We start from the raw sequence: 18,184 nt of genomic DNA, 5'->3' as shown, positions 1-18,184 counted from the left end.
TCAGCGGGTCTCGACGACGACCGACTCGATGACGACGTCCTTGACGGGACGGTCGGTGCGCGGGTTGGTCTGCACCGCGGCGATGGCGTCCACGACCTTCTGGCCGGCCCCGGCGGTGACCTCGCCGAAGATCGTGTGCTTGCGGGTCAGCCACGCCGTCGGGGAGACGGTGATGAAGAACTGCGAGCCGTTGGTCCCCGGCCCGGCGTTCGCCATGGCCAGCAGGTACGGCTTGTCGAAGGCGAGGTCGGGGTGGAACTCGTCCTCGAACTCGTAGCCGGGACCACCGGTGCCGTTGCCCAGCGGGTCACCGCCCTGGATCATGAAGCCGCTGATCACCCGGTGGAAGACCGTGCCGTCGTAGAGCTTGTCCGTGGACTTCTCACCCGTGGCCGGGTTGGTCCACTCACGCTCGCCCGTGGCGAGTTCGACGAAGTTCCGGACCGTCTTGGGCGCGTGGTTCGGCAGGAGCCGCACTTCGATGTCGCCGTGATTGGTCTTCAGGGTGGCGTAGAGCTGCTCGGCCACGATCTGCCTTCCGTTGTCCTCTGTGACCCTCCGATCCTCGCACGGCCCGTGCCGCCGGTCCCCCGGTCACCGCCGTACGGTTCGCTCCGGCCTCTTCAGCCGGTTCGCCCCAACCGCTTCAGTCGCTCTTCGGCCGCTTCGCTTCAAACAGGAGCGCGGTACAAGGGATCCGTGGCATTGTCGTCCCCAGCTCCCGTTGCACCGTATTGATCGGTTATTCCACCAAGTAGACACAGAATCACCATTCGTGACCCGGATGCCTGTCCACTCATGCCCCGAAACGCTCCGGCAGGCATGATCCGGATTAGGGGGGAAAGGTGAACTGTGACTTTATGGGGACGGCCCCAAGCCCCCAAGTACGCCACCGAGGAGGAGGATCCCGTGACCCGCAAGGACAGCGTGCGCGCGGCGGCCGAGTCGGCGAAGGACAGCGTGCGGCACGCCGCGGAAGTGGTGGCGCCCTACGCCGACACGACAAAGGACCGAGCCAGCCACTACGCGCATGAAGCGCGCGTGAAGCTCGCGCCCAAGGTGTCGTCCGCCGCTCTCCAGGCCGCCGAACAGGCCCGCACGCAGTACGACGCTCATCTCGCACCACGACTTGAGCAGGCGCTCACCCATGTGCCGCCGAAGGTCGACCAGGCTGCCCATGAGGCTGCCGTCCGTACCCGCAAGGCCGCCCGGCAGGCGGCGGACTACTCCCGCCCGAAGCTTGAGCAGGCCAAGGCCGCGGCCGGGCCCGTCCGTGAGGAGGCCGCGGCCCGGAGCACGGCGGCGCTCGCCGCCCTGCGCGGCCAGGTCTCGGCCCGTGAGATCGAGAAGCTGGTCCGCAAGCACGAGCGGCGGGCCAGGACCGGCCGCCTCGCCAAGCGGCTGGCCGTCCTGGGCATCGTGGCCGGCGGCGCTTTCGCCGCCTGGAAGTGGTGGGACAAGCAGGCCAACCCCGACTGGCTGGTCGAGCCGCCCGCCGCCACCGAGGTGCCGGAGACCGGCCGCCTGGCGTCGGTCGACGGCAGCGGCCAGGAAGACCTCGACCCCGAGGTCCAGGCCAAGCAGGCCGAGGTGGAGGCAGCGGACCAGACGGAGCGCGGCTGACGCGGCTGATACGTCTGGCGCGACTGACATGTCGGACGCGAACCCCGGACCTGGCGAACGGCTGTGGGGCAGGAGACTTGAAGTCTCCTGCCCCACAGCCGTGTTTCACGTGAAACAGACAGCACCCACCGGGAGCCGGCCACGCTTCGGACAACCTTGAGCGCATGGTGGCCAGATCCTGCGTCTCGATGACGTTTGCAACCGACCGACAGGGCAACTTTCACGCCGAAGCGTCTCACGGAGTGCAGTTTCCTGATTACGTGATTCCGTTCACGGCAGCTCACGCGAGCCTTCACGACTCCTGCATGTCACACCTATGCCACCTCGACGACCCCCGCGACACCTCCCGGACCCCCGCCCCAATCACCTCTTTGCACAAACAATCGCAAAGATCGCAACGAGAATCCTGTGATGCACTTCACCGCATTCGTGTCACACACGGCTTTGACGCCCGAAGGAGATGCAGGTTGAGGGTTGGCGGGACCACGTCACACCTTGATGGACGGCCAACTCCTGCACGTGAGGCACCTGTTGGGCCGGACACCGCCGGGCCAAAGACTCCGTAAAAAACTTGAGACCAAAAATTCTTCGCGCACGACCTGCCTGGCGCCCCGACCCCGACCGCGGAGGACCCTTCGGCGCCCCCTGAAGACCAGTCATCGGCCGACCCTCACCCCACCTTACAGAAAAACCCCCTTTGACCTGCATAAAGCCGGTCAAAGGGGGTTCCTTCGGTGGAGCCTAGGGGAGTCGAACCCCTGACATCTGCCATGCAAAGACAGCGCTCTACCAACTGAGCTAAGGCCCCGAAAAGGAGGCGTACCCCAGAAGATCTCCCTCTGGGTCACCACCGCAGACCAGAGTACCGGGTCACCCCCCGTATCCCGCAAAAGGATTGGGGGTCCCGGTACACGACCACTCTCCGTAAGATGCACGACGTGGTTCGCTAGAGCGAACCGCGGTACTTGGGGAAGCGATGGGGAGACGCACATGGACGCCGCACAGCAGGAAGCAACCGCGAGAGCCCGGGAGCTGCAGCGGAACTGGTACGGGGAGCCGCTGGGGGCGCTCTTCCGCAGGCTCATAGACGACCTGGGTCTCAACCAGGCCCGTCTGGCGGGAGTGCTCGGCCTGTCCGCGCCCATGCTGTCCCAGCTGATGAGCGGACAGCGCGCCAAGATCGGCAATCCCGCGGTGGTCCAGCGCGTCCAGCTGCTCCAGGACCTGGCGGGGCAGGTCGCGGACGGCAGTGTGAGCGCCGCCGAAGCCACCGAGCGCATGGACGAGATCAAGAAGTCGCAGGGGGGCTCTGTGCTCAGCAACACCACGCAGTCGACCACCGGTTCGGGCGGAGCACCCACGGTGAAGCGGGTGGTGCGCGAGATCCAGTCACTGCTGCGCTCGGTGTCCGCGGCGGGGGACATCATCGAGGCGGCGGACACCCTCGCCCCGACCCACCCGGAGCTGGCAGAGTTCCTCCGGGTGTACGGAGCCGGGCGCACGTCCGACGCGGTCGCCCACTACCAGTCCCACCAGAACTGAGCACACCGCCCGGCCGCCGGACACCCCGCCGCGGAAAGCCCTCCGGACTTTCCGCGGCCGGTTGCCGGGCAGCCGGGCGGCCCGGCAACCGGGCACCTCGGAAGGGCCGCCGTACCGACCGCCGAAGGGGGAGCGACGTACGACCATGGGTGAGGTCTTCGCCGGCCGGTACGAACTGGTCGACCCGATCGGACGCGGGGGGATAGGTGCGGTCTGGCGCGCCTGGGACCACCGGCGCCACCGGTACGTGGCCGCCAAGGTGCTCCAGCAGAGCGACGCCCACTCGCTGCTGCGGTTCGTGCGCGAGCAGGCGGTACGGATCGATCATCCCCATGTGCTCGCGCCCGCCAGCTGGGCCGCCGACGACGACAAGGTCCTGTTCACCATGGACCTCGTCGGCGGGGGATCGCTGGTCCACCTGATCGGGGACTACGGCCCGCTGCCGCCACCCTTCGTCTGCACGCTGCTCGACCAGTTGCTGGCGGGACTCGCCGCGGTGCACGCGGAGGGGATCGTGCACCGTGACATCAAGCCCGCCAACATCCTGCTGGAGGCGACCGGCACGGGCCGTCCCCGGCTGCGGCTGTCCGACTTCGGCATCTCGATGCGTCTCGGCGAGCCACGGCTCACCGAGACCAACTACGTGGTCGGCACACCCGGTTACTTCGCCCCCGAGCAGCTGCTCGGCGCGGACCCGGACTTCCCGGCCGACCTCTTCGCCGTGGGTCTGGTGGCCCTCTATCTCCTGGAGGGAGCCAGACCCGACGCCAAGGCGCTCGTCGAGCACTTCGCGGCCCACGGCACCCCGAGCGCCCCCAAGGGGGTCCCCGAGCCCCTGTGGCAGGTCGTGGCGTCGCTGCTCGAACCGGACCCGGAGGCACGGTTCCGTACGGCCACCGGGGCACGCAAGGCGCTCGCCTCGGCCAGGGAACTCCTTCCGGAGCCCGGCCCCGACGACGAACTGATCGAGATCTTCGACCAACTCGGTCCGCTTCCTGCGGGCTTCGGCCCCGAGGGCCCCCTCACGACCGCAACGCCCTCCGGCCGAGGGCCACTGCGGCAACAAGAGCCGCAGCAGGGGCAGCAGGGGCAGCAGGGAAGTCTTTCATCATCGGAGGCCCGCACGGGAGCCGTCTCCCCGGCGGCCCGCCCCGCGGCCGGGCCCCCCTCCTCCGCCGGTCCCTCCTCCGCCGGTCCCTTCTCCGAACGGCCGACCACGGACCCCGTCGCTCCACGTCCCCCCACGCCGTCGGACACCGGCAGCTTCCGTCTGCCGCCCCCGCCCCCGACCGGTGCTCCCCCCGCCCCCCTCCTTCCGGCCCCGTACCCGCAGGTCCCGGCCCCCGCGCCCCAGCCGCCCCCGGAACAACCTCCGCACCCACAGCCGCGTGGGCCGGTCTCGACCGCTTCGTACACCGCTCACGACGTTCCGGTTCCGCCCCGGCCCCTGCCCCGGCCACAGGCACAGCCGGTCGCGCGGCACCGGGGCAGGCGGGCGCGGCGACGGCCGGGACCGCCCGTGGCCGTGGCGGTCCCGGTGCTCCTGCTCGCGCTGGTCTGCTTCGCGGTCGGCTTCTGGGCACTGGCACAGATCTGAACCGTCCGCCACCACCGAGCCGCCCGCCACCACCGAGCCGCTCGCCGTCACCGAACCGCTCGCCGTCGGGCGACCGCCGTCCACACCGCCAGCCCCAGGACGAGGACGCACCCCGCGCCGATCCCGCCCGCGGCGAGGGCCTTCATCGCGGTGTTCCCGCCCGGGCCGCCGCCCCCTCCGGTCGCCGCGCCACCGCTCACCGCGGCGCTCCGGTCCCCCGCGCCCACTTCGAACACACCGCGTGGTACGGCAGCGCCTCCGTACGCCGGGGCCTCCCCCGCCTCGCCCCGCACCCCCACGTGCAACGTCAGCTCGAAGGGCCCGTCGCCGAACTTGTCGGCCGTGCCCGCCGCGAGGTGCACGACGAGGTAGTACCAGCCGGCGAACCTCATACCGCCGACCTGGTCGTCGACTGCGTACCGGTTCTCGTACGCGACCGGCGGCAGCGGTTCGAGGGCGGTCCGCTGCCGCCTGCCGTCGTATCCGGTGTCGGCGTCGTCCACGAGAGCACGCACGGGATTGTGGAGGGACAGGACGAGGGCGTTCCCCAGGAAGCCGTCACCGCTCGCCGGACCCAGTTCGGCGGCGGCGTCGAGCTGCTGGCCCCAGTCGACGGGAACGCGGTAGAAGAGCGTCTGCCCGGCCCGGATGCCGTCCCTCCAGACACCCTGACCGAGGGAGCGGGCCTCGTTGAAGCTCGTACCGCCCGCACGGGTCCTGGCAGGCCCCTCGGGCGCCAGGGGGGAGGCGGAGTCCCACACCTCCGGGGCGGTCGTCGCGGCGGCCCCGTCCGGAGCGGGTTCCGATATGTACTGGAGTTCCAGGTCCCAGTCGTCCGGCGAGGACTCGCTCCCGCTCGTACGCTCGACGAGCACCGAGTACGTACCGGCGCCCTTGCAGGTGTACGCGCCGGGGCCGGCCCTTCGCGACGCCCAGGCGGTGAGCGGGCGCGGGCTCCCGGTGGGGCCGAAGCGGGCGGCGCCCGCGTCCCCGGAGAAACACCTGCGTCCGTCGGGATCCCGCAGGGACACCTTCAGGCCGTCGGAGTACACGACCTTCGTACCCGGCCCGGGAACGGCCGTGACCGACACGTAGGCGCTGGACGTCTCGTCGAGCCGCAGCCCGTAGTGGAGCTTCCCGTCGTCGCGGATGGTGCTGCGGTACTTCGTCCCGGGTGCCAGACGTACGGCGTCGGAGGCCCGCGCCGCGCCTTCGACCCGTTCGGCACCGGCGGCGAAGCGGTAGGGAGGGGGAGTGCCGGCCGCCGTCGCCCGCCCCTGTCCCGCCGGGGCCGCGACCGAGAGCAGCGCCGCCGCCCCGGCCAGGACCGCACGTCCGCGCCACCGTCGCGTGCGCCGCTCCATCAAGAGCCCCCTCGCCGTCACCGCTCCACTCGTACCGCCGTTCGTACCGCCGTCGTACCAAACACCCGCGGAACCCCGACCATCCTGCCTCCCTTACCAGGATTCGGGCCACGGGCAACACAAAACCCCGACCGCGAGGCGGCCGGGGTCTGTACTGCGACTGTCGTCGATACTCACGAACCCGTGGGTACGGAGTCGGTCGCCTCCGTCCACAGATCCTGCTCGGCGCGATCCGCCTGGATCTGGCGGTACACGAGGAGCCCGCCGATGGCGGCCAGGGCGACCACAAAAAGCTTCTTCACCGCGCGACCTCGTCTTTCGTTGGCGTTGGGGACTTCTGGCGCCCGACTATACACACCGGCCGATACCGATCGGTGACCTGCGTCGGGGCGTCAACTGGCCCGGCGGAATGCGCAGTAGGGCGGCCTTGCCGCCGCGCTCCTCCCGCTCGCGGCGAAGAATGATCACCTCTTCACCGGAGAAGATTTCATCCCTTTTCTCCTCTCTTCCGGCCGCCGCACGAGCATCGCGTCCATATGAGTGGTGTTCATCAGAAGAACCTCGCGCCACGAGCGTCGGTCCGCCACCTCGCCACCGACATACACATCATGAGGAAAGTACGCAAATCCACCCACCCGAAAGAGAGGGACACCATGACCCGCAACCCGGTCATGAACCTGTGGGCGGCGATCGTCGCCGCTCTCCTCACGCTGTGCACGTCGCTCGGACTGATCACGACGACCGCCGTCGCCGCCGTACCCGACCCGGAGCCGACGCGCAACACCGAGGCTCCGCAGGACGTGGCGGCACCGGAGGAGCCCGTTCGGGACCGGCCCCCCACATGCTCCCTGCCGCCGACGATGAAGCAGCGCATCCACGCCGAGGCACACGGCAGTTCACCGTCCTGCCGGAACCGACCGCTGACGGACGCCACGACCCCGGACACGTCCGCCGGACACGACAGCGCCCCGGACTCCGGAGCCAGGGCCTCCGGCACGCGGGACATCGCCGTTCCGGCACAGGCCGGCCCTTCCGGACGCACCGGCTCGACGACCGGCTCCATGGACACCGGCACGACCACGGCCGTCCCGGCGGCACAGCCCGGAGGCAGGGACACCGTCCTCCTCCGTGCGTCCGCCACCACCACGTACGCGTCCGCCGCACCCGGCACGGAACCCGTGCCCCTCGCCGGGGTCGTCCTCCCCGCGCAGTCCCCGGCCCGGGCCGCCGCCGTGATCGCACCGCGATGACCTCGTACCCGAGGCGTCGCCGGGAGCGTACGCCCGTCGTCCCGGCCCAGCGGAAGACCGGCCCACGAGAACGGAAGACCGGCCCTCCACGAGGACGGGAGGCCGACGGCAGACCGATCGCACCTGTGTGTGTTGACTGAATGCAGTCATTGGTATTCCGAAGCACCCCGAACAGCAGAAGACCCCCGGCCACGATCGGCCGGGGGTCTTCGTGCTGCTTCGTGCTGGTGGGGCCAACAGGATTTGAACCTGTGACCTCATCCTCATCAGGTCGATCGAGGCGCCATCTCGACCAAGAGGAACGTCCGCTGAGCCCTGGTCCGGCTGTCGCTGAGGTTCGGCGTTGATCGGTGCCGTACGCCCCTGTTGGTGTCAGCCGCTGGTGTCAGACGATCCAGGCGACCTTGACATGAAGGGCACGTTTGGATCAGCTCCGGGACACCAGCTCGACGGTCAGCGGGGCCGCTGAGTCAAGATCGATCGTGTCTCCGGCGTCTTCGGATAGAGCTTCGTCGGGGTAGTCGGCCGGCACTACGACCAACATCGTGTGTGGGCGGGGAAGCCAGCCCACATCCTGTGGAGGGTCGTAGCGGCCGATATCAATGATCCGCACCAGCGTCTCGGGTATTCCTACGAGGCAGCTGTCACCGGTGTGCAGGTTCCATGGCTCAGGGTCGGTCTTGAACAGGCTCATGGTCCATTCCGGGGAGTCGGCCGACACCGCGAAGGCTCTCCGGCCATTCCACCTGACCTGAGACTGCGGATCGATCTCGGCCCATGGCCACTCGACCGAGACATGGAAACGGGACACGTCAGCCACTTGCCCCTGTGCCTGCGGGCAGCTCACACGCAGGACGTCGCCGACCCGGAAGTCTTGATGCGGTGCGTTACTGCCCATGTTGCCCCTGTCGTCGTCCGCCCCGAGAGCTGCACGCTACCGACAGTCTCACCCACCACCCGCCTCAGCTCCCATCCCGTCCACCGTCGCCCCACACACCGTGGAGCGGTCGTGGTTCAGGGCGTCAAGGTGGAGCGCGCCGCTGCACGAACGACCTTGACGCCCTGGGCCGCGACCGCTCGGCTCTGCCTGGGTCGGCGGTGGACGGGATGGGAACTCCCCGCGCACGCCACTACGTCGCCGTAGTCGGGAACGGCGTCCCCACTGCCCCGGTGTCGGCCGATCCCCCGCCGGAGGCAGTTTTGACGTTGGTTCTCTCGGCCGTCTCAACCTCACTCATTCCACCCCTCACTGCCTGTGGTATCCGGCAGACCTCAGCCGTGGCGCACCTGTTCTTGATCCCAAAGCGCCGGTTGGACCTGTTGCAAATCATGCGTGCTGGCCATGTGATGACGCCTGCCCAAGGTGGGGCCCGGTCCGTGGATGGGTGGGGAACCAGGATCGGTCCGGTGCATCGGCCCTCGGTGGGCCAGAGCGTAAAGCGTGATCATCCCGGGGCATCGTCAGGTGGCGCGGGGCCGGGGCGCGCGGGCCGCGGACAGGAGCGAGCCCCGGCCCCCGAGCCCGGCGCCGGACCGCAGTGCGGGCCGGTGGGGTGTGATCTACCCAGCGACGGCTGGAGCCGATGGGGCCAGCGCTACCGGATGGCCGAAGGTCAAGAGCCCTCCGTCCAGGCTCCGCGTGCCTGCGGGCTACGCGACGAGGGGCCGAGGCGTTCCTGTCGTGGCCGGTGGCGCTTGCAGGAGCTGAGGGTTCCCACGGTGGTGCGGTGGTGTTCTCTCATCTCAAGTGCGCCACGGCTGAGGTCTGCCGGATGCTGCGGGCTGCGACCTGGATGAGGTAGGGAAACCTGTGACAACTCGCTGCCGACCGGTCAGGCAGAGGCTTCCTCGCGGTGCGAGCAGCTGGGCCGGTGCCGGGTGGTCAGGGAGAAGCCTTCAGGGGAGCCATGCCGCGCTCGTACAGGTCCACCGCCGTGTCGGCCACGCCCAGGTCGTGGCTGCCCAGGCCGACCGCGACCGAGCACGGCCGGAGGACGTGGCCCATCTGGTGGTGGTCCCACAGGCATCGCGCATCGGCCCATGACTGCGTCGAGATCATCACTACCCCTTCTCGCCCTTCGCCGGGTCCGGGACCTTGAAGTCGTGCTCCCAGGCGAAGCGCGAAGCCGCGTGCACACCGATGGCGAATTCGACCACTGTGCCAGAAGCCGTGCAGGTCGTCCGATGCAGCTCGACGACAGGTTCGCCCGCGGGGAGCTGCAACAGCTTCGTCTCGTCCGGCGTCGCAGCCCTGGCGAAGACGGCTTCCTTCATGCGGTCGATCTCGTACCCCGCGTCGTACAGGACCCGGAAACCTCCGCCGCGGCCGGCTGGTCCTGGAGTCGGGTCCACAATCCGTGTGCCCTCGACGTGCTCGGGCGTACACCGGCGCCCCCTCGGGGAGCCCGTGTGCGGCCGCCACCGCGGGCGGAGCTTCCACGAGGCTGACCGTCTGCGTCTGCTCGTTCCGGCGGTAGCCGCGCCCGGAAGCCACGCGGTCCGCGATGAACGCGACCTCGTCGCCGTCCCGCCACCTGGCCTTGTCGTACCGGGCGGCGCCGAGCCGCTTGAGCCGCTGCCGCTGCCGTACGACGGTGCCGTGGCCCCGGAACGAGGTCACCAGTCCTGCTCTCCGTCACCATCCGCCGCGACATCCAGCACAACCGAGAGCCCGCCCGTCTGGAAGATCTGCTCATCGGCTGATGTCAGCCGTGGATGTCAAAGACCCCCAGCCGGTATCGACTAGGGGTCTTTTCACTGGTGGGGCTAACAGGATTTGAACCTGTGGCCTCATCCTTATCAGGGATGCGCTCTAACCAACTGAGCTATAGCCCCGCCGCGCTCTGCGGTGTATGTCCCGCGCGCTGACCTCTGAAGATTAGCGCACGACGGGGTCAGTCCCAAAATCGGTATCCGTGCTCCGGTCCGGCCTGCCCCGACAGCGCGGGAGCGCACCCCGCACGGGGATGCGCTCTCACTTCGGAAGCGGTGGTGACAACGTTTACTCGTCCTCCGCGAGCGTCAGCTCGACACCGCCCACGAAGCCCGCGGAGAGGTTGTAGATGAACGCGCCGAGCGTGGCGAGCGCGGTGGCCAGGACGACGTCGATGACCGCGATGATCGACGTGAAGATGAGCACGCGCGGCAGCGACAGGAACGACTGCAGGTCGAAGCCGTTCGACTCGTTCGAGCCGGTCGCCTCGGAGATCGTGCCGCCCACCGTGGAGAAGACGCCCATGGCGTCCATGACCATCCACAGCACCGCGGCCGCGACGATCGTGCAGATGCCGAGCGCGATGGAGAGCAGGAAGCTGACCTTCATCACCGACCAGGGGTCGGCCTTGGCCACCCGCAGCCGGGCCTTGCGCGTACGGGGTGTGGTGCGCGCCCCGGTGCGCGGTCGGCGGACGGCGGCACCGGAGCCCGCGGCGGGAGCCGTGTGCGCCGGGTACGCCTGCGGCGGGCGGTACGGCTGGGCGGTCTGCTGCGGCTGCCGCTCCCCCGGCAGGGGCGAGGCCGGGGCCTGTGGCGCCGCCTGGCCCGCGGGAGCCGCCTGGCCCGCGGGGGCCTTCGGGCCGGCAGGTGCCGCGGGGCCCGGAGGCACCTGCGGGCCTGGGGCCGCACCGGCCGCGTACTGCGGCGTCTGCGGGCCTCGGGTGTCCGTCACAGTTCCCCCCTGGGATCCATGAGAATCATGGGAGTCGATCGCCTCCGTGGCGGAGCCACGGCCGCCGTCCGTTCCCGTATCGGTCGAACCGGCGCCCGTGGCTCCGCTCACGATGACTCACTCCTCGCTACTCGTCCGAGGACCGCTCGTCCTCGTCCGTGCCGGCCGTGCCGGCGACCGTCTCGTTCTCGTCCGGGTCGTCGACCACCCCGTCGACTTCCTCGGCCTCACGACCGGCCTCGGCGTTGCGTGCGATACCTACGACGGCATCGCGCTTGCCCAGGTTGATCAGTTGGACGCCCATGGTGTCACGGCCCGTCTCCCTGACCTCGTTGACTCGCGTGCGAATCACACCGCCGGACAGTGTGATGGCGAGGATCTCGTCCGTCTCCTCGACCACCAGCGCGCCGACGAGCGAGCCGCGGTCCTCGACGATCTTGGCAGCCTTGATACCCAGACCGCCGCGGCCCTGGACGCGGTACTCGTCGACGGCGGTCCGCTTCGCGTACCCGCCGTCCGTGGCAGTGAACACGAACGTACCGGGTCGGACGACATTCATCGAGAGGAGCTCGTCCCCCTCGCGGAAGCTCATCCCCTTGACGCCCGAGGTGGCACGGCCCATGGGACGCAGCGCGTCGTCCGTCGCGGTGAACCTGATCGACTGGGCCTTCTTGCTGATCAGAAGCAGATCATCCTCTNTCGCGGTGAACCTGATCGACTGGGCCTTCTTGCTGATCAGAAGCAGATCATCCTCTGCCGAAACCAGCTCGGCCCCGATCAGTTCGTCATCGGAACCGTCCTCCGTTTCGCGGAGATTGATTGCGATGACGCCACCCGAACGCGGTGAATCGTAATCCTTCAGCGGCGTCTTCTTCACCAGACCGCCCTTGGTGGCGAGCACCAGGTAGGGCACCGCCTCGTAGTCGCGGATCGCGAGGATCTCGGCGATCGCCTCGTCCGGCTGGAAGGCCAGCAGGTTCGCGACGTGCTGCCCACGCGCCTCCCGTCCGGCGTCGGGGAGCTCGTACGCCTTGGCGCGGTAGACGCGTCCCTTGTTGGTGAAGAACAGCAGCCAGTGGTGCGTCGTCGACACGAAGAAGTGGTCGACGATGTCGTCTTCCTTGAGCTTCGTGCCCCGTACGCCCTTGCCGCCGCGCTTCTGCGAGCGGTAGTCCTCGGCCTTGGTCCGCTTGATGTAGCCACCGCGCGTGATGGTCACGACGATGTCCTCTTCGGCGATCAGGTCCTCCATGGACATGTCGCCGTCGAACGGGACCAGCTTGGAGCGGCGGTCGTCACCGAACTTCTCGACGATCGCGGCGAGCTCCTCGCTGATGATGGAGCGCTGCCGCTCGGGCGAGGCCAGGATCGCGTTGTACTCGCGGATCTTCGCCTGGAGCTCGTCGTGCTCGGCGACGATCTTCTGGCGCTCCAGGGCGGCCAGCCGGCGCAGCTGCATCTCCAGGATGGCGTTCGCCTGGATCTCGTCGATCTCCAGGAGGCCCATGAGGCCCTCCCGCGCGATCTCGACGGTGTCGCTGCGCCGGATCAGCGCGATGACGTCGTCGATGGCGTCCAGGGCCTTCAGGAGGCCGCGCAGGATGTGCGCCCGCTCCTCGGCCTTGCGCAGCCGGAACTTCGTCCGGCGGACGATGACCTCGACCTGGTGCGCCACCCAGTGGCGGATGAAGGCGTCGAGCGACAGGGTCCGCGGCACGCCGTCCACCAGCGCCAGCATGTTGGCGCCGAAGTTCGTCTGCAGGTCGGTGTGCTTGTAGAGGTTGTTCAGGACGACCTTAGCGACCGCGTCCCGCTTCAGGACGATGACCAGGCGCTGGCCCGTGCGCGACGAGGTCTCGTCCCGGACGTCCGCGATGCCGCCGATCTTGCCGTCCTTCACCAGGTCGGCGATCTTCTGGGCCAGGTTGTCGGGGTTAACCTGGTAGGGGAGCTCGGTGACCACCAGGCACTGGCGGTTCTGGATCTCCTCGACCTCCACGACCGCGCGCATCGTGATGGAGCCGCGGCCCGTGCGGTACGCCTCCTCGATGCCCTTGCGGCCCACCACCAGGGCACCGCTCGGGAAGTCGGGGCCCTTGATGCGCTCGATCAGCGCGTCCAGGAGCTCCTCGTGCGAGGCCTCCGGGTTCTCCAGGTACCACTGGGCACCGGCCGCGACCTCGCGCAGGTTGTGCGGCGGGATGTTGGTGGCCATGCCGACCGCGATGCCCGCCGAGCCGTTGATCAGCAGGTTCGGGAAGCGGGCCGGCAGGACGGTCGGCTCCTGGGAGCGGCCGTCGTAGTTGTCCGTGAAGTCGACGGTCTCCTCGTCGATGTCGCGGACCATCTCCATGGACAGCGGCATCAGCTTGCACTCGGTGTACCGCATGGCGGCGGCCGGGTCGTTGCCCGGTGAACCGAAGTTGCCGTTCGAGTCCACCAGCGGCATCCGCATCGACCACGGCTGCGCGAGGCGCACCAGCGCGTCGTAGATCGAGGAGTCGCCGTGCGGGTGGTAGTTGCCCATGACGTCGCCGACGACGCGGGCGCACTTGTAGAAGCCCTTCTCCGGCCGGTAGCCGCCGTCGTACATGGCGTACAGCACGCGGCGGTGGACGGGCTTGAGGCCGTCCCGCACGTCGGGCAGCGCACGCGACACGATGACGGACATCGCGTAGTCGAGGTACGAGCGCTGCATCTCGGTCTCGAGCCCGACGGGCTCGACCCGCAGGGAGAACGCGCTGTCCTCCTCGGCGGCGATCGAGGTGACCGGAACGGTCGGAACGGTCGGAGTGTTCTCGTCGGTCATTGCTGGTGCAGATCCTTTCTGACGCGGTCAGCGGAGACCGACTCAGATGTCGAGGAAGCGGACGTCCTTGGCGTTGCGCTGGATGAACGCGCGGCGCGCCTCGACGTCCTCGCCCATCAGGACCGAGAAGAGGTCGTCGGCCTGGGCGGCGTCGTCGAGCGTGACCTGGCCGAGGACGCGGTGCTCCTGGTCCATGGTCGTGATGCGCAGCTCCTCGGCGTTCATCTCGCCGAGACCCTTGAAGCGCTGGATCGAGTCCTCCCGGACGCGCTTGCCGTTCTGCCGGCCCAGTTCGATCAGGGCGTCGCGCTCACGGTCCGAGTACGCGTACTCGAAGTCGTCGCGACCCCACTTGATCTTGTAGAGCGGCGGACGGGACAGGAACACGTGCCCGGCCTCGACCAGCGGCCGCATGAAGCGGAACAGGAAGGTCAGCAGCAGGGTGTTGATGTGCTGGCCGTCGACGTCGGCGTCCGCCATCAGGATGATCTTGTGATAGCGGAGCTTCCCGATGTCGAAGTCCTCGTGGACCCCGGTGCCGAAGGCCGAGATCAGCGCCTGGATCTCCTGGTTCTGCAGGATCTTGTCGATCCGCGCCTTCTCGACGTTGAGGATCTTGCCCCGGATCGGGAGGATCGCCTGGTACTGGGGGTTGCGGCCGGACTTGGCCGACCCGCCGGCGGAGTCGCCCTCGACGATGAAGATCTCGCACTTGGTGGGGTCGTTCGACTGGCAGTCGCTCAGCTTGCCCGGCAGCGACGCCGACTCCAGGAGGCCCTTGCGGCGGGTGAGGTCGCGGGCCTTGCGGGCCGCCACGCGCGCGGTCGCCGCCTGGATGGACTTGCGGATGATGTCCGCGGCCTCGTTCGGGTTGCGGTCCAGCCAGTCCGTGAGGTGCTCGTGCACGACCTTCTGGACGAAGGTCTTCGCCTCCGTGTTGCCCAGCTTGTCCTTCGTCTGGCCCTCGAACTGCGGCTCACCCAGCTTGACCGAGATGATCGCCGTCAGACCCTCGCGGATGTCGTCGCCCGTGAGGTTGTCGTCCTTCTCCCGCAGCAGCTTCTTGTCGCGCGCGTACCGGTTGATGAGGCCGGTGAGCGCCGCGCGGAAGCCCTCCTCGTGCGTACCGCCCCCGTGCGTGTGGATGGTGTTGGCGAAGGAGTACACGCCCTCGTTGTAACCGTTGTTCCACTGCATCGCGACCTCGACGGAGAGCAGGCGCTCCTTGTCCTCGGCCTCGATGCCGACCACGGTGGGATGGACGACCTCGCCCTTGCGGGAGTTCAGGTACGTCACGAAGTCGACGATGCCGCCCTCGTAGTGGTACGTGACGGTCTTGACCTCTTCGGGCTCGTCGGCCCCGGCCTCGTCGGCACCCACGGTGGCCTTCGCCGAATCGCGCTCGTCAGTGAGTTTGATCGTCAAACCCTTGTTGAGGAACGCCATCTCCTGGAAGCGCCGCGAGAGCGTCTCGAAGGAGTAGTCCGTGGTCTCGAAGATGTCACCGTCGGCCCAGAAGGTGACCGACGTGCCGGTCTCGTCCGTGGCCTCGTGCCGGGCCAGCGGTGCCGTCGGGACGCCGAGCTTGTAGTCCTGCGTCCAGCGGTGGCCGTCGGTCCTGATCTCCACGGCCACTCTGCTGGACAGCGCGTTCACGACGGAGACGCCCACGCCGTGCAGACCGCCGGAGACCGCGTAACCGCCGCCGCCGAACTTGCCGCCCGCGTGCAGCACGGTCAGCACGACCTCCACGGCGGGCTTGCCCTCGGAGGGGACGATACCCACCGGGATGCCCCGGCCGTTGTCGACGACGCGGACGCCGCCGTCGGGGAGGATCGTCACGTCGATCGTGTCCGCGTGGCCGGCCAGCGCCTCGTCGACGGAGTTGTCGACCACCTCGTACACGAGGTGGTGCAGCCCGCGTTCACCGGTCGATCCGATGTACATGCCGGGCCGCTTGCGGACCGCGTCCAGACCCTCGAGGACGGTGATGGCACTGGCGTCGTACGAGGCCGTGACCTCGCCGTTCGAGGTGGGGACCTCGATCTTGACGCCCTCGCCGGTGGACGGGGTGTTCTCGTTGGGGTTGCCGGAATCGGCCACGAAGCGCCCTTTCTGGCACAGCACAGGCCAAGCTCCGGGGTCCTCCTCGGGGGAGGCTCGGAGCGGCTGCGGCGTGATGCGTCGGTAAGCCTTAGTCAGCGTTGCTCGGTGTGTCCCACAAGTGGGGCGGGATTAGCTTCCAGTCTACCGGTAGCACTGACAGTGATGGGGGTTTGCCGGTACCTGAGTCCGCATGTGCCGCCCTGAACCGGTCTCCACCGACTCCCCATATGCGGACCCGGGGCCGAGGAGGCGCAGAGCGGCACTCAGCGCTTCGGGTCGTCAACCCCCCGCTACGGAGGGCATACCGTCCGGTCTGCCTCACCCGTAGGTGTCGCCGGGACCCGTGCTGCCCGGGGCGCGCAAGGGGCCGTAGCGGTGGGCGGGACCACCGGGGCCCAGTACCTTGATCAGTCGAACGGTGCCGTGTCCGAGGTCCGCGTTCAGGCGTGCGACCAGCTGCGGGGCGAGGAGGCGCAGATTGGTGGCCCAGGCCGTCGAGTCGCACCGCACGACCAGTACGCGCTCGTCCTCCTCGTACTTCTCCGGTACGCAGTGCTTGGCCAGGTCGTCCCCGACGATCTGCGGCCAGCGGCCCATGACCCCGCCGACGGCGGCCGGGGCCTCCCAGCCGCGCTCGGTGATGAGCCGGTTGATGGCGGACCCGAGGGCCATGGGGTCGCGCCCGTCGGCGTGCGCGCCGGAGCGCAGGCCGCCGCGACGCGCCTGCTTCCGGTCCCGCACCGCGTCCCCGCGCGCGCGTGCCCGCTCCTTCGCCGCGCGCAGCGCCACGCGCGCGAGGTCGACCCCGGAGGGCTCGGGATGCCCGGAGGGCGTGGAGGGCGTGGAGGACTCGGCAGGTTCAGGGAGCCCGGAGGGGTCCTTCGGCCCGGGTGTGTTCTCGCTCATACCCGCTCCACCGCACCCTCGGACACGGCGTACCGCGTCCCCGTCAGTACGTCCGGCACGTCGTCGTCGACCGCGGCCGTCACCAGCACCTGCTCGCCGGGGGCGACCAGCTCGGCGAGGCGTTCGCGGCGCCGGGTGTCCAGCTCGGCGAACACGTCGTCGAGGACCAGCACCGGCTCGTTGCCCTCGGTCCGCAGCAGGTCGTACGAGGCCAGGCGCAGCGCCAGCGCGTACGACCAGGACTCGCCGTGCGAGGCGTACCCCTTCGCGGGCAGCCGGCCCAGTTTGAGCAGCAGCTCGTCCCGGTGGGGGCCCACCAGCGTGACGCCCCGCTCGATCTCCTGCTTGCGGGTCTCCGCCAGGGCCGCCATCAGCTGCTCGTACAGCTCCTCGCGCGCGTGGCCGGTGATCCCGGGGGACGAGGCCCGGTACTCCAGGGCCACCGGGCCGCCGCCGGGCGCCAGCTGCTCGTACGCCTTGTCGGTCAGCGGCTGGATCGTGGCGATCAGGTCGATCCGCTGGGCGAGCAGCTCGGCGCCGACCCGCGCCAGGTGCTGGTCCCACACGTCGAGCGTGGACAGGTCCATCGTGCGGCCGCCGTGGCGGCGGGCGAGCGCCGCCGACTTCAGGAGCGTGTTGCGCTGCTTCAGGACCCGCTCGTAGTCCGAGCGCACCCCCGCCATCCGCGGCGAGCGCGCGGTGATCAGCTCGTCGAGGAAGCGCCGGCGCTCGCCGGGGTCGCCCTTCACGAGCGCCAGGTCCTCGGGCGCGAACAGCACGGTCCGTACGATGCCGACCACGTCACGGGGCCTGACCTGCGAGGATCTGTTGATGCGGGCGCGGTTCGCCCGGCCCGGGTTCAGCTCCAGCTCCACGAGCTGCTGCCGCTCGCCCTGGCGGACGTTGGCCCGGATGATCGCCCGCTCCGCGCCCATCCGCACGAGGGGCGCGTCGGACGAGACCCGGTGGCTGCCGAGGGTGGCGAGATAGCCCACGGCCTCGACGAGGTTGGTCTTGCCCTGTCCGTTGGGCCCCACGAACGCGGTGACGCCCGGATCGAGCGCAACCTCGACCCGGGCGTACGAGCGGAAGTCGGCCAGCGACAGATGCGTGACGTGCATGGTCGTTCGCCGACCCCCCTCAGGGCTGTGGATCCGCGGCGCGGACCTGTGGACTGCTTTTCCTTCTCCCGGACCACCCGGACCACCGGGACTGGTTCCGGACCGCCCGGATCGCTTCCGGACGGTCCGGACCGCTTCCGGGCTACTTCTTCGCGGACTCGACGGCGTGGCCGCCGAACTGGTTGCGCAGGGCCGCGAT

Annotated in this window: 13 protein-coding genes, 2 tRNA genes and 2 pseudogenes; 4 read left to right on the top strand and 13 right to left on the bottom strand. The window is 69.3% G+C overall.

From position 1 onward, the window contains the following. On the bottom strand, positions 1-528 hold the full coding sequence (locus KM933_RS34075; RefSeq protein ID WP_221359786.1) for a peptidylprolyl isomerase: 528 nt from the start codon (positions 526-528) through the stop codon (positions 1-3). Positions 529-909: 381 nt separating this feature from the next. On the opposite strand from KM933_RS34075, the gene KM933_RS34070 reads away from it, so the two are divergent. Continuing rightward, the gene (locus KM933_RS34070; protein WP_221359785.1) at positions 910-1,623 is read left to right on the top strand and encodes a DUF5324 family protein; all 714 of its coding nucleotides are present in this window, start codon (positions 910-912) and stop codon (positions 1,621-1,623) included. A gap of 735 nt (positions 1,624-2,358) precedes the next feature. On the opposite strand, the gene KM933_RS34065 is transcribed toward KM933_RS34070, so the two are convergent. Next, positions 2,359-2,431, bottom strand: a tRNA-Ala gene (locus KM933_RS34065). 182 nt (positions 2,432-2,613) lie between these two features. Between KM933_RS34065 and KM933_RS34060 the strand changes: the two genes are divergently transcribed. Next, a complete protein-coding gene (locus KM933_RS34060; protein WP_221359783.1) occupies positions 2,614-3,165 on the top strand; it encodes a helix-turn-helix domain-containing protein in 552 nt (183 codons plus the stop codon). Positions 3,166-3,310: 145 nt separating this feature from the next. After that, positions 3,311-4,762 (top strand): serine/threonine-protein kinase, encoded by a 1,452-nt coding sequence (locus KM933_RS34055; RefSeq protein ID WP_221359781.1) that lies wholly within the window; start codon positions 3,311-3,313, stop codon positions 4,760-4,762. Between the two features lie 47 nt (positions 4,763-4,809). Here KM933_RS34055 and KM933_RS34050 read toward each other — a convergent pair whose 3' ends face one another. Next, complete coding sequence (locus tag KM933_RS34050; RefSeq protein WP_221359779.1) at positions 4,810-6,126, bottom strand: hypothetical protein; 1,317 nt, start codon at positions 6,124-6,126, stop codon at positions 4,810-4,812. 173 nt (positions 6,127-6,299) lie between these two features. Then, positions 6,300-6,428 (bottom strand): DLW-39 family protein, encoded by a 129-nt coding sequence (locus KM933_RS34045; protein ID WP_221359777.1) that lies wholly within the window; start codon positions 6,426-6,428, stop codon positions 6,300-6,302. A 351-nt stretch (positions 6,429-6,779) separates the two neighbouring features. Here KM933_RS34045 and KM933_RS34040 point away from each other — a divergent pair, with 351 nt between their 5' ends. Then, positions 6,780-7,376 (top strand): DUF6344 domain-containing protein, encoded by a 597-nt coding sequence (locus tag KM933_RS34040; RefSeq protein WP_221359775.1) that lies wholly within the window; start codon positions 6,780-6,782, stop codon positions 7,374-7,376. Positions 7,377-7,803: 427 nt separating this feature from the next. Here the strand turns inward: KM933_RS34040 and KM933_RS34035 are convergent, their stop codons facing one another. The 9 genes and pseudogenes from KM933_RS34035 to recF all read right to left on the bottom strand — a co-directional run bounded on the left by KM933_RS34035 (position 7,804) and on the right by recF (position 17,985). Further along, positions 7,804-8,274: a hypothetical protein gene (locus tag KM933_RS34035; protein ID WP_221359773.1), complete on the bottom strand. Its 471-nt coding sequence runs from the start codon at positions 8,272-8,274 to the stop codon at positions 7,804-7,806. A 999-nt stretch (positions 8,275-9,273) separates the two neighbouring features. Then, a pseudogene (locus tag KM933_RS34030) lies at positions 9,274-9,435 on the bottom strand (YdcF family protein); the annotation flags it as partial. A gap of 2 nt (positions 9,436-9,437) precedes the next feature. Beyond that, positions 9,438-9,999: pseudogene (locus tag KM933_RS34025) on the bottom strand (UTRA domain-containing protein). A gap of 135 nt (positions 10,000-10,134) precedes the next feature. Then, positions 10,135-10,211 (bottom strand) — tRNA-Ile (locus KM933_RS34020). Positions 10,212-10,377: 166 nt separating this feature from the next. Continuing rightward, on the bottom strand, positions 10,378-11,154 hold the full coding sequence (locus KM933_RS34015) for a DUF3566 domain-containing protein (RefSeq protein ID WP_221359771.1): 777 nt from the start codon (positions 11,152-11,154) through the stop codon (positions 10,378-10,380). Positions 11,155-11,170: 16 nt separating this feature from the next. Further along, positions 11,171-13,852, bottom strand: a complete 2,682-nt coding sequence (gene gyrA / locus KM933_RS34010; RefSeq protein WP_260334568.1) for a DNA gyrase subunit A — start codon at positions 13,850-13,852, stop codon at positions 11,171-11,173. 42 nt (positions 13,853-13,894) lie between these two features. Beyond that, a complete protein-coding gene (gyrB, locus tag KM933_RS34005) occupies positions 13,895-15,955 on the bottom strand; it encodes a DNA topoisomerase (ATP-hydrolyzing) subunit B (RefSeq protein WP_221359769.1) in 2,061 nt (686 codons plus the stop codon). Positions 15,956-16,276: 321 nt separating this feature from the next. Continuing rightward, the gene (locus KM933_RS34000; RefSeq protein WP_221359767.1) at positions 16,277-16,864 is read right to left on the bottom strand and encodes a DciA family protein; all 588 of its coding nucleotides are present in this window, start codon (positions 16,862-16,864) and stop codon (positions 16,277-16,279) included. Then, a complete protein-coding gene (gene recF, locus KM933_RS33995; RefSeq protein WP_221359765.1) occupies positions 16,861-17,985 on the bottom strand; it encodes a DNA replication/repair protein RecF in 1,125 nt (374 codons plus the stop codon). Before recF ends, KM933_RS34000 begins: the two co-directional genes overlap by 4 nt. Positions 17,986-18,184: the final 199 nt, after the last annotated feature.

The organism is Streptomyces beigongshangae (assembly GCF_019710745.1).
GTDB lineage: Bacteria > Actinomycetota > Actinomycetes > Streptomycetales > Streptomycetaceae > Streptomyces > Streptomyces beigongshangae.
This window is presented reverse-complemented; position numbering and strand designations above follow the sequence as displayed.